Source organism: Prevotella multiformis (assembly GCF_018127985.1).
GTDB lineage: Bacteria > Bacteroidota > Bacteroidia > Bacteroidales > Bacteroidaceae > Prevotella > Prevotella multiformis.
Window position 1 is genome coordinate 782,780 of the sequence record NZ_CP072358.1, and the last position, 11,849, is coordinate 794,628.

Sequence of the window (11,849 nt, forward strand, 5' to 3'; positions counted from 1 at the left end):
GGACCGATGCGAGACGGCACCCTTACATTTGCCAGATCCAAAAGCAGAGCTTGCAACCAGACCATAGCACCCCACTCCACCGGCAGACACCAGACACACCGACTCAAGGATGCAGCAGGGATACGGCAGAACAAGGGATCGACGGTAAAACACCAGACCAAATAAACCACAGCTGTCTGAATACAAGACAGATACAGAAAAGCACGGAATACTCGCAAAAGAAAAGGCTGCACGAAAGTGCCCAGACAGGGAAAGGGAACCGAAGGCACAGGCAGAAGTCAAAGAGCTATCCCTGACAGCATCGATCCGCTTCTCCCGACTTCCCAAAACAGAAAAGAAAGCTACGGAAGAAAGAGACGGAAGGGAACAGGCAGCACGGTCCAAAACCGATCTGCAGAAGACCGACAAACCGAACGAAACACCAAAATAAGTACCTAATAAATGTAAAATAAAGTGACAACAAATAGATGAATAGAAAAATAAAAGAATAAATATATATAAATACAATTACACGGGGAGCAAGTAGTTGGAAAGAAATAGAAAAAAGACAATCATATAAAAGAATAAAGACATAAAACAATAAATAAACAAATAAATAAAAACATTAGATCAAGCAAAATTAAAGTATAAAGCATATTTATATATTTATATTAAATAAAATATTCATCAAAAAAGAAGAGCAAAAATCAAAAAGTGAAAGAATAAGGAAACACATTACTATATAAAATATAATCATATTTTTATATATATACATTAAAGGATAAAACGACAATTATTTTAAAACACTTTTACTTTCTTATCTTTTTATTTTTCGCAATAAAAATGTTTAGACGTATTTGCGTGTTTCAATAAATAAGCGTATATTTGCAAGCATAAAAATATAACCACGCTTTTATGTGTGCATTTAGCTGAATTCATTTAAACATATTTATATAAATGAAGTTGAAGACATTTCCCGTTTCAGGGATCCAGAACGAGGTGCTGAACTGGAGCATGGGGCTGTTCCTTGCCTTCAGTGCAGTAGATCTCATCGACCACTGGACGGCAGCACCCAATGAAGGACAGAGCCTCTTCATCGAAGCATTCGCCTCCATGCAGAGCCATACCGGAATACAGATTGCGGAGGCAGTCCTGCTGCTGGCGACGAAACTGGCAATGTGGGAGGCACTGCGAAGAGGACTGAAGAAAACAAATCATTTTTTCTTACAATTAGGAGTCATCCTCCTGATGCTGCTCGACACATTCATGACCGTTGCTTCCTGCCTGCCCTCGACCGTCATGGGAACGGATGGAAACACGGTACATGCGGTCTGCCAGAGCACCGCTCATCTGCTTACGCAGTTCTATCTGTCCTGCTACACCGTCTCCTTCCTCATACAGGCGACATTGGGCATCGGACTCGCCACAGTCTTCGCAGGAAGGATACGCTGGTATGGCGCATCGCTCCTTCTCTGTCCGCTGCTGACATCAATCCTCAACATGGTCTACCTTTATATATACAACAATGTGGGGGGCGTATCCATGCCCGACATCATAAAATATGGAACAATCGTCTCATTGGCAGGCTTTTCACTCGACCTGATTCCTTTCATACTCCTGCGACGGAGCATGTATGCAGAGGAGGGATAGCCCACTCCGGACGGTTAAATCCCTGCCGTCACTCCCCGGCATCCACGAAAATCCAGAGGAGCAAAGCGGAGAAAAACATCCTCTACCTCCTTCAAAAAAACAGAGAAAGAGAGAACCAACAGCCCTGCTCTCCTCACCGAAAGGGGGAGATAAAAGAGGAGCGTTCAACCTTCAGGCGCTCCGGAAGGCAACGACGGAAAGAGCCGAATCCCCTACCCTACCCCTAAAAAGGGCATGGGGAACGAAGAAAAAAAGTCCATCAACCTGATCTCAAAAAAGCAAGGGGACGAAGGAAAGATGAACCGCCCCAGCTTTTCAAGGCAAGAAAAAAAATTACAAGCTGCCCTACTCCACCGATGAAGCGGTCAGGAAAAACAGTCCGCATCCTGCGCGGGAAGTCAGGGAAGGGGGGATAAAAAAGGAAAGAAACCCCTCCTAATCCATCCCGAGGCAGCACCAGAAAATACAGCCTGTATTTTGCATATTTACAGGCAGACGGCCGAAAAGGACAGAATATCGGAGAAATCACAGGCGAAAAAGCTGTCAGAATCTGACAAAAAGACAAATAGAATCGCAGAAGAAAGGCAAAAAGGAAAAAACAAACAGCTTAAAGGACGCAAAGTAAACAAAACGGATGTCAAATTGACAGCTTCCCACATTGTCGCCAACAGGAGCAAACAGGCGTAAAGAGAGAGATCTCAAGACCAATTCGGCCTGTTCAAGGAAAAGATAGAAGAGGACACGACAGTCGGACGCCAATCAGAACAAACAGTTCTAAGGAAGGAGACGCAAGGCTGCTCCGGGCTGTACAAGACAAAGATGGAAGAAGACGGGACTGTCGGACGCCGATCAGAGCAGACAGGCACGGAGAGAGAAATCTCAAGGCCGATTCAACCAGCCTGAGAGAAGAAGAGGCCGTACATAAACAAAAAGAATTATAACAATATAGAAACGTAAAGACATAAATATATAAATAATGAAGAACAGGAAAGTTGTTTTCGCAAACCAGAAAGGTGGGGTAGGGAAGAGCACACTATGCATTCTCTTCGCCAACTATCTCGCAGCAAAGGGGAAGTCGGTCTGCATCATCGATACCGACCTGCAGAAGACGATCCTCATGCAGCGCCGCAAGGACAAGCAGATCTATGAAGGCGAAGAAGAGCCCTACAACATACAGGACTTCGACGTGTCGGATGTTGAGACAATGCAGAAACTCGTCGATTCGGCATCCGAGGTCGACGGCTTCGTACTGTTCGACTCGCCGGGCAACATCAGCGAGGACGGTCTGGCACCGCTGTTCGTGGGTGCCGACTACATCGTCTGCCCCTACGAGTACGAGGACAAGGCACTCGATTCGACTGGCGTCTTCGTGCAGGTGCTCAACGTGCTCCGCGAGCACAACCCGCAGATGACGGCGCAGCTCTTCTTCGTGCCCAACCGCATCGACCCGCGCATCGGCACGGCCGACGAACAGGAAATGTGGCGCAGAACCGATGAAGTGTTCGGAAACTTCGGGAAAGTAACGCCAGTCGTCAACAGCCGTGCCACGCTCAAGCGGACGAACACCTACGAACTGCTCGGAACACAGCGGGATGCAGTCAAGAAGGCATTTGAATACATGCTGAGAAGGATGAAATAAAAAGAAGCCTCACCCCCGGCCCCTCTCCGAATGGAGAGGGGAGTGAACAGCGGGATGCCCCTGTATGCACCGACGAAAAAACGGCAGCCAAACGCTGAACGGATTCGGATGACCGAAAAATCAACATCCCAAGCTGAAGATGGTAATCCCGGCTGGCAGGCTTTAAGGAAAAAACCGGACTTCAAAGCTCCAAGCTCAAACTCCAAAGGTAAAGCCCAAAAGGATAAGCCCATACCTCAAAGGTCGAACAACAGAGAGGAAAAAAGGGAAAGGGAAAACCTCAAACCTCAAATCTCAAATCAAAGGGGGAGGGAAACCTCAAAGGTCGAATAACAGAGAGGAAAAGAGGGAAAGGGAAAACCTCAAACCTCAAATCTCAAATCAAAGGGGGGAGATAAACCTCAAAGGTCGAACAACAGAGAGGAAAAAGGGGGAAAGGGAAAACCTCAAACCTCAAACCTCAAATCTCAAATCAAAGATATGGTGAAGAAAAAGAAAACGAAGGTTGTCATGCCGGCAGGGCTGACCAACCTGACGCACAGTGTGCAGAGAGGAAATGTAAATGCACCTGCGGCAGAGATAGAACCGCAAGATACGGACGAACAGGACGAACAGGACGAACTGTCCGTGCAGGAAGACGTCGCACTACCGGAAACAGAAGACGACGGCCGGCACTCATCCGCCCCGGCAGAGCCGGAACGGCAGCAGACGGACTACGAGTACGAACGCAGTACCGCCCGGCAGACACCACAGACCAGCCGGTTCGGACACGTCAGCCCCAAGCAGGAGGCTTCCGACAGAAAGAACCGCACGGCACCCGCCGCAAAGAAGCTCCCCAAGGCAGAGGGCAGGCAGCTCGCCCGCGAATATTCCCTGGCGAAGGACAGCGGTGAAGACAGCTGGCAGATCTTCCTCGACCTGGCACGCGACTACAAGGCACGCGACTCCCGACTGGCAACCGTCTACATCGATTCCGACCTCAAGGGTGTCCTCGACCGCCTCAAGTCGGCCACAAGCGTCAAGCTGCCCTCCACGGCACTGCTCAGTGCCATCGTCGCCCGCTTCGTCTTCGAACACGAGAAAGACATCAAGAACGCCATCTTCGGAGAAAGCCTGCTGTAAGGGAAGGCCTCCCGAAAAGAAAGCCTCCCCAAGCCGTCTGAGAAGCGACAGCCTTCCCAGCCCCCTCCAGCGGAGGGGATTCGCCGCACGGAAGTAGCGGGGCGGTAACGCCTGTTACCGCCTATCCACGCTTATCCGCACCTGCCCATCCCCCGCTGAGGGGGGTTGTGGAGTCCCCTCCCTCAATGCACCTTCTTCCGCTTCCCGCTGAACTCCGTGAAGTCCACCCGGATGATCTCCACCCGGTGGAAGCTCTTGTGTGCATATTTGTCGCCGATTTCCTTGAAGTCGGCCGACAGCTTGTCGATAAGCAGGTGCAGGGCTCGCATCTTCTCTTCGTCGCTGAGGTGGATGTGCGCCTCGCCGAAGAAAATCGCACTCTCATACTCCGTCGTGAAATTTCGGGGCAGCAGATGCACGTTGCCGATGATGCAGAGCGACACCTTCGGGTTCTGCTCGATGGCCTCCAGCTTGCGGCCCGCCGGCGCACAGTGGATGTAGACACTGTGGGCGCCGTCCCACACGAAATTCACGGGAATGCCATAGCCGCCCCCTTCCGATACCATGCTCAGCACGCCATACTCGCCCTCGCGCAGCAGCTCCAGGGCACGTGCCTCGTCCAGCAGACGATCCTGTCTGCGGACGCGTTCATTCACATATTTCATTTTGTTCATCATTTTATGGAAAACACAAATCACCGATGGGCAGGCGCGCTCGTGTGCGATTGCGAAAAAAGACGACAAACAGACAGCCGTACCTTTCCGTCTTCAGTCTTCCCATCAACACAAAAAAAGAACCTTGACTGATTCACATCACCCAAGGTTTAAATACTAAAACTAAATTAACCACTAAAAAAACTTGATGCAAAGATAAAGGGTTTTCCTGAAAAAAGCGAATATTGAACAGGACTTTTTTTGTATCCAACGATTTCTTTAACTTTTATTAGGTTACAGACTGTCAATTTTATCGACAAAGACGTTAATTTAATAGAATCCAAGTCTCTGGACCAACAGGGAAATGTCAGTAGAAACCGAAAATCCATGTTATGCAGAACGAAAAGAAATGACATTTCCCATACAGAATGTATCCGATTATCCAACAGAATTTCCCGAAATACACACGCTTCCCAGCAGACGGGTCAGCCGCCCATCACATTTCCGCAGCCCATCCGCCCACAACCGCCCCCGCTTCCTGCCTCTCCGATTTTCATACAACAGCACCGAGGCGTTGGCAGATTTTAATGAGTCTGCCAACGTCCCGCTTCCTGCCTCTCCGATTTTCATACAACAGCACAGGAAAGCCGCCCGCTGCAACGACCCGACACCATCCCCCGGTATTCCTACGGACAGGTGTCCCGCCACACACACAGCAGAAACAAGACGGGGCATCACGGATTTGGAGTGATGGGGGCTGTCTCGTGAGCTGATGACCTTGATGAAACATCACACAGAGGCAGGGAGTGAATGAAGGCAAAATCCTATTACGGAGGCACCGGCGGCGCTTGCAGCAGAGGCCATCTGAGAGCTTTACCGGAGCATTCGCCGGTGAGAATCATGAATGGCGTTTGCCACGAAAATAAAAGAACCCCGTACCCCCTCTGTCACTCTTTTTTTACCGCCGGTACCTCCGGGATAGTTTTCTTCCTTTCTTTTCTCCACTTCTCAGTGTCCCGCATTATGTAACAGGCTTGCTTGACCACTCCCTGTCCCAGAAGAAGCGCAAGATGTACCTACCGCTCTACATCCCCCAGACACCGTCCGACCGGCGCAGGCCGCCTCCGTCCCCGCCTCCCGGCAAACGCAGCCTGTAACAGCACAGGAACGGGCAGACCGGCACAGAACCGCCATGAGACACCCGCAAGGCATTCCCGTCCTGCCCCCGGATACCCCAAAGGAAACTCCGGGAGACGAACCCTGCAGCAACGACAAGAAGGGAACTTATATAGTAGTCGGCTATATATAAGGTATACAAGGAGCGGAGAAACACGCACGCAAAAAGGGGCAGGTCTCCTGCCGCCAGACGGCCGACAAAAAGGGAACATATCAGAAGAAAGGTTTGTAGTCGTGTAAACCGTTGATAATCAGCACCCATGTCGGAGCGCATAGCAGCTAACTGCGACAAAAAAGTGACAAGTTTAGCGTTTGGCTCAATCAAAAATCAAGCATAAAGCAGACAAATCATTGTGAATAAGCGGATTATGCGGAAGAAACATCAGGATGACCCATCCGTATGTTCCTGATTTGTCGCCCTGCGTTCGGGCAGAAAAGGAAGGCAAACGGACGAGGAAAAAACAGAGGGAATACGGGCCGTGCGACAGATAGGGAAGTAAAAACTCAACGCCCTTTCCCGTCTCTGGAAAGACAGACCGGGAACAGCCGGAAGCCGTCTCCGGACAGACAGCCGGGTGCATCCGCCATCATACGTCCTATGGACGACCCGCATCCGCCGCCGCTCCCGGCCTCGGACCGGATCCTGTCGGATAAAACCTAAACCGCTGTATCCGTGCAGGATACGGATGTCCTAAGCCGGCTCTTCCCTGTACTTTTCTCCGGTTCACGATGCCTTGCCGGACAGGAGGAAGACAACCGCAGAATCCCTGTCCGCAAACAAGGAAGACACCCCCGGAAGCGAAGTGCGACAAAAAGGGAGGTTCGCCCCAAAACTTTTGTTTAAAATCATCTTCCCCCGAAGGAAAATCCTGTTTTCTTTCCGAACACAAAACTTCTTCTCAAGTTAGAATATCGTTATATAATCTTTATTAGATATTAGTAGGGGATCCGCAACCTGCTGTCAACCAATCTGCTGCAACCCTGTCAGACGACAGGAAGGGAACATGGCGGCGACAGACAGGGAAGAGGCGTGCGACAGATAGGGAAGGGGGCAGCGACAGATGAGGAACAGTTCCGTCTGCCTGTCCGACAAGTTGGGAGGATGGGTGCGACAGATGGGGAGGAACTCTGTCGTTTTGTTGAAATATCATGACAAAAAAGCTTGTTTCCTCCCATTTCCCCTTTGTCTATGCTGTGTGGACGGGGGAGGGTAGGGGAGAATCCGGCCGGATTCTCCGACTTCTTCAAGGTGTGATTTCTGTGGATAAACACCATATTGTCAGTAGCTTGTATTCCATTCCGGGGAAGACTGTCCGACGAAAAGGGAAGTTCTGCAGTGTCGGAAGCAGCCTCCTTTAACGACAAATAGGGAAAATATTGAAAATAAATTACATGAATCCTTTCCCGTAGCCCCCCTATTCCCTCACCGGATCTCCCTCTTCCCCTCCTGAAAGTCCCCCTTATTCCTTCACTGGATCTCCCTCTTCCCCTCCTGAAAGTCCCCCTTATTCCTTCACCGGATCCCCTCTTCTCTCCCTGAAAGTCCCCCTTCTTCCCTCACCGGATCCCCTCTTCCCTTCCTGAAAGTCCCCCCTTATTCCTTCACTGGAGATTCCCTCTTTCCTTCCCGAAAGCCTCCTTCTCTCTCACCAGAATCCGCCTCTCTTCCCCCTGGAGTCCCCTGAGCCTCTTTCCCGTCCTCGCCTTTTCCGTTCCCTTTCTTCCTTCCGGCTTCCCTCTGTCTCCTCTGCTTTCTGTCCTCCGGAAAGGCCGCCCTTTTTCCAGCCGATGCTTGTCCGTATTCCAGCCAACGCCCTCTTGCCGTCCAACCAAGCACCTTTTGCCGCCCAATCAACGCCCTTTTACCGCCCAACTAATCAAAGAAAATGAAGAAAAATCGAAGTTGGCGTAAACTTACTGATAATGAGTAGGAAACGTAGTCATTTGCATAAAACTGCTCTGTTCATATAGGGCAGTAATATGCAGATTTAGGCAGAAGTTCAGTTACCAAAGCGTTACCCGATTTCGTCATAGGTAACGATGAAGTAATGTTCGGTAACTGAATTATTTTCGCTCGTGTGGCTGTTGCTATGGTCGGCAGTTTTCTGCATAAGTGAGGAACGCTTTGAAATTGGTAATTTTGCCACAAAACATCAAAGCGTATGAAACAAGAGAAAATGAAGGTGTTGCTTTACCTCAAAAAGAGCGGTCTTGACAAGTCGGGCAAGGCTCCCATCATGGGACGTATCACACTTGGAAGGAGTATTGCACAGTTCAGTTGTAAATTCTCCTGCAACCCCGACTTGTGGAATTCACGAGAGAGCAGAATGGACGGTAAGAGTCGTGAGGCGGTGGAGATAAACGGTAAATTGGAAAATCTGCTGTTGTCTGTTCAGTCAGCTTATCAATCTCTGCTATCCAAAGGTTGCCCATTTGATGCAGCCGATGTGAAAGAGCTGTTCCAAGGGAGCGTACAGACACGATGCATGCTCATTGAAAGGCTGGACATGCTCATTAAGGAGAAGGAAAGCCATATTGGTATAGACATCAAGGAAGGAGCCATACACGGCTATCACTCTACCCGAATTCATTTGCAGAAGTTTATTCAACGGAAATACAAGGTAACAGACTTGGCTTTCTCACAGCTCACAGAGAACTTTATCTATGAGTTTGGGCAGTATTTCTTAGGTGAGTGCGGTTTTCAAGAAAGCACATTCTATAATGCAGCCACGCATTTGAAGACGGTATGCAGGTTGGCTTACCGTGAGGGATTGGCTGATGTACTTCTATTTGACAAAGCCAAAATCTGCAAGGGCGGCAAGAGACTGCCCAAAGCATTGGACAAGGAAGCATTAGACAAATTGAAGGCTCTCAACTTTGAGGACTTGGAGGAGGATATGGAAACGGCAAGGGATATTTTCCTCTTTGCCTGTTATACAGGTGCTGCTTATTGTGATTTGATGGGACTTGGCAAGAAGCATCTTTTCCGTGATGACGAGGGAAGTTTATGGTTGAAGTTCAACCGCCACAAGACGGACAGAGATATATACGCAAGGAGCGTCAGAAGACAAAGGCTGAGTTTGTCGTGCCGTTACATCCCATAGCGGAAGCTATCATCAACTATTATAGGAAAGAGCTGGCAAGAAACGAAGAACAGCAGACGGTGAAAGAAAAAGGCGACAGCCTTGTCTTCCCCCATGAATGCAGCCGGAGCGTGATAAACGACAGACTTAGCATTGTGGGCAAGGCTTGCGGCATTAAGGAACGGTTGTCGTTCCACATGGGAAGGCATACTTTCGGCACCATGACACTCAATGCAGGAATCCCCATTGAGAGTATAGCCAAGATGATGGGACACGCTTCCATATCAAGCACGCAGATCCATGCGCAGATAACGGACAACAAGATTTCCGAGGATATGGACAGGCTTATTGCCAAGCAATCAGCAAAGGAGAAAGAAACTGCCAAGAGAGAGGCTGGTGAACTTTCGGAAAATGTAATAACTCATAAAATGGAGGAAACAGCATGAAGGCTATCAATAATCCCAAAAGAAAAATAAGCGTAAACAATCAGCGTAGTTATTTCGATTGGACTGATGAAATACAGGTCGTTCGCAAGGGGAATGGCGAAATCGCTATGGCGGAAGGAGAACTTGCAAGGTTCTTCGGCGTAACGTGGAGTAAACTCAACCACAGACTGCAAACGGTAATGAAATCCCCTAACCTGCATCCCGATGAGAGGGTTGCAGGTGAGGAGGAAGTCATAATCAACGAACAACTAAAAGGTTATGCTCCGCTCTATCCGCTTCCTGTCATCATCGCCCTGTCTTTTCAGTTGGACAGCGCGGAAGCCCATTTATTTAGAGAGTATATCTGTCAGAGATTGAAGAAACCTGCATCCGTGATAACACCGATATTTCTGTCCGGTAACACGAATAACTAATTGATTATTTCTTATCTTTCCTTTTTCTTTCACCGATTATATCTTACTACATAACTACATTAAGGGATAATGTATTGAAAAAGAAAGGTTTACATTGTAGTTAGTTGGAAGTCCTTACTATTACTACCATAGAACTACAGGCTACAATATAGTTGTCCTTTAAACATATTATTTTAATCTGGAATTTGTGGGGGTTGGAATAAATTATGTATTTTTGCAGTCATATAGTACACAATTACGTTATGCAATAAAACACCTATGAAATATAGATACAAAATAATACTCATATTTTTAGCTGCCGTGTTTAAACTAAGCTCTATTTGTGGGCAAACAGACACGGCTACGCTAAAAATTAGTTATAAAGCAGCATTTAAGTCTTGTGTAGAACGTCCGCAGCTGTTCGATGATATTATATTATTGGTTGGAAAGCAAATGAATATATTTTCTGTTTCGGGCAAATGCTTGGTGCCACCAGGAAAGCATAAAATTAACTTTGTGGTTTGGGAGCGAACATCGGTGCCTCGAGGGTATAGCTCGCAGAAAATGTTCGACTATGATGTAGAGATAGAACTAAAATCGGGTGGTTTATACGTCGTACAAGAACACCCTTCGTTGCCTTCTTTGAACATATCTTTAAGCTGTTTTGCTCCTAATATGCGTAAAATGGAGAATGAAAACCATAAACAGAGAGTTTGAATGTTACCATTCGGGGTGTTCTACTCGTTGTTTTGGCAAAATAATATCGTAAAGAATAAAGTAATATTACCTTATAAATATGGACGCAAGTACACTCTATTTCTGTTTATTTTTGTGGTGGGTAATTAGCTATTTAGCTGTTTCTTACCTGGTAAACCCGTCTCATGTGCGTTGGAACAACCCTATAAAGCAAAGTCGTATTGTAGTTCTTTCGGCTCTTGAAGTATCTTTTTTAAGCTTTATAGCACATTCTTATGTATATATAGAGGAATATCAAGCGAAGAATAACATAGAATTCAAATCAATATCCCACTTCTTCTCCTGTCTTACCGACCCACAGTCGAAGCCCATTTTCGAGGCAGATTACTTCTTGATGTTAGTTTTAATAGTTGTTATTTCTATAATTCCGCTTATCCGACACCTACGTTTAATATGGTGGATAAGTAGACACCCACACTATTCAATACTTATTTTCAAGGTGATACCCGAGATGCCGCCTCGCCAAATATTTATACTCAGCATAGATAATAAGGAATCTTGTGGCGGAAGATACATCTTGTCTTATTATAAATACTTGGTGTTGCCAGGCAAACATAAGTACCGATTCTGGTTGGGAGAACTTCATGGAAAAGGCAGTTATTGGCGTTTGTTCGCCCAAGAAATGGACCTTGATTTGTTGGCAGGGCATCAATACATTGTAGAAGAAGATGCTATGGAAGACAAGTTTAACATTCATGATACTTCGTCAGTTACCGATAGAGATAACGAAAGTAAAGAAACAAGTTAAAAAAATAGGTTATGATCATTGATTTTTTTTGGATTTTAAGTTTGTGGTTACTATCCTTTTTGGTGGCTATTTTGCTATATTTTAAATGGACCGCCCCCATTCTCGATCGATGGAACAACCTATTATGACGGAGCGTTAAATTTGTAACACTTAGCGGTACCCTTCTTTTTATCAGTATCTGTGTGTTCTGTTACAAAACTATTGA

At 47.3% G+C, this 11,849-nt stretch carries 10 protein-coding genes and 1 pseudogene; 10 read left to right on the forward strand and 1 reads right to left on the reverse strand.

Annotated elements, in window-relative coordinates; all coding sequences use genetic code 11:
- Nucleotides 1-936: 936 nt before the first annotated feature.
- From J4864_RS09425 to J4864_RS09440, 5 genes are all read left to right on the forward strand, one after another.
- Nucleotides 937-1,629, forward strand: a complete 693-nt coding sequence (locus tag J4864_RS09425; protein ID WP_211814690.1) for a hypothetical protein — start codon at nt 937-939, stop codon at nt 1,627-1,629.
- A 234-nt stretch (nt 1,630-1,863) separates the two neighbouring features.
- Nucleotides 1,864-1,989, forward strand: a complete 126-nt coding sequence (locus tag J4864_RS11895) for a hypothetical protein (RefSeq protein ID WP_262897213.1) — start codon at nt 1,864-1,866, stop codon at nt 1,987-1,989.
- 616 nt (nt 1,990-2,605) lie between these two features.
- A complete protein-coding gene (locus tag J4864_RS09430; RefSeq protein WP_007367023.1) occupies nt 2,606-3,268 on the forward strand; it encodes a ParA family protein in 663 nt (220 codons plus the stop codon).
- A gap of 108 nt (nt 3,269-3,376) precedes the next feature.
- Nucleotides 3,377-3,601, forward strand: coding sequence for a hypothetical protein (locus J4864_RS09435; RefSeq protein WP_211814691.1), 225 nt, complete (start codon nt 3,377-3,379; stop codon nt 3,599-3,601).
- A 147-nt stretch (nt 3,602-3,748) separates the two neighbouring features.
- On the forward strand, nt 3,749-4,390 hold the full coding sequence (locus J4864_RS09440; RefSeq protein WP_211814692.1) for a hypothetical protein: 642 nt from the start codon (nt 3,749-3,751) through the stop codon (nt 4,388-4,390).
- A gap of 182 nt (nt 4,391-4,572) precedes the next feature.
- Here the strand turns inward: J4864_RS09440 and J4864_RS09445 are convergent, their stop codons facing one another.
- Complete coding sequence (locus J4864_RS09445; RefSeq protein ID WP_211814693.1) at nt 4,573-5,055, reverse strand: pyridoxamine 5'-phosphate oxidase family protein; 483 nt, start codon at nt 5,053-5,055, stop codon at nt 4,573-4,575.
- A 3,326-nt stretch (nt 5,056-8,381) separates the two neighbouring features.
- Here J4864_RS09445 and J4864_RS09450 point away from each other — a divergent pair.
- From J4864_RS09450 to J4864_RS09470, 5 genes and pseudogenes are all read left to right on the forward strand, one after another.
- Nucleotides 8,382-9,254 (forward strand): annotated as a pseudogene (locus J4864_RS09450) (phage integrase SAM-like domain-containing protein); the annotation flags it as partial.
- 50 nt (nt 9,255-9,304) lie between these two features.
- The gene (locus J4864_RS09455; RefSeq protein WP_246479442.1) at nt 9,305-9,748 is read left to right on the forward strand and encodes a tyrosine-type recombinase/integrase; all 444 of its coding nucleotides are present in this window, start codon (nt 9,305-9,307) and stop codon (nt 9,746-9,748) included.
- Nucleotides 9,745-10,161, forward strand: coding sequence for a hypothetical protein (locus tag J4864_RS09460; RefSeq protein WP_211814695.1), 417 nt, complete (start codon nt 9,745-9,747; stop codon nt 10,159-10,161). The genes J4864_RS09455 and J4864_RS09460 overlap by 4 nt, the downstream gene beginning before the upstream one ends.
- 258 nt (nt 10,162-10,419) lie before the next feature.
- Nucleotides 10,420-10,857 (forward strand): hypothetical protein, encoded by a 438-nt coding sequence (locus J4864_RS11845; RefSeq protein ID WP_246479443.1) that lies wholly within the window; start codon nt 10,420-10,422, stop codon nt 10,855-10,857.
- 79 nt (nt 10,858-10,936) lie between these two features.
- Complete coding sequence (locus J4864_RS09470) at nt 10,937-11,644, forward strand: hypothetical protein (protein WP_211814696.1); 708 nt, start codon at nt 10,937-10,939, stop codon at nt 11,642-11,644.
- Nucleotides 11,645-11,849: the final 205 nt, after the last annotated feature.

Bases quoted from the DNA above. Each gene is read 5' to 3' on its own strand.
- J4864_RS09460 (WP_211814695.1), top strand. From the start codon at position 9,745: ATGAAGGCTATCAATAATCCCAAAAGAAAAATAAGCGTAAACAATCAG.
- J4864_RS09440 (WP_211814692.1), top strand. From the start codon at position 3,749: ATGGTGAAGAAAAAGAAAACGAAGGTTGTCATGCCGGCAGGGCTGACC.
- J4864_RS09445 (WP_211814693.1), bottom strand. From the start codon at position 5,055: ATGAAATATGTGAATGAACGCGTCCGCAGACAGGATCGTCTGCTGGAC.
- J4864_RS09430 (WP_007367023.1), top strand. From the start codon at position 2,606: ATGAAGAACAGGAAAGTTGTTTTCGCAAACCAGAAAGGTGGGGTAGGG.
- J4864_RS09425 (WP_211814690.1), top strand. From the start codon at position 937: ATGAAGTTGAAGACATTTCCCGTTTCAGGGATCCAGAACGAGGTGCTG.
- J4864_RS11845 (WP_246479443.1), top strand. From the start codon at position 10,420: ATGAAATATAGATACAAAATAATACTCATATTTTTAGCTGCCGTGTTT.
- J4864_RS09470 (WP_211814696.1), top strand. From the start codon at position 10,937: ATGGACGCAAGTACACTCTATTTCTGTTTATTTTTGTGGTGGGTAATT.
- J4864_RS09435 (WP_211814691.1), top strand. From the start codon at position 3,377: ATGACCGAAAAATCAACATCCCAAGCTGAAGATGGTAATCCCGGCTGG.
- J4864_RS11895 (WP_262897213.1), top strand. From the start codon at position 1,864: ATGGGGAACGAAGAAAAAAAGTCCATCAACCTGATCTCAAAAAAGCAA.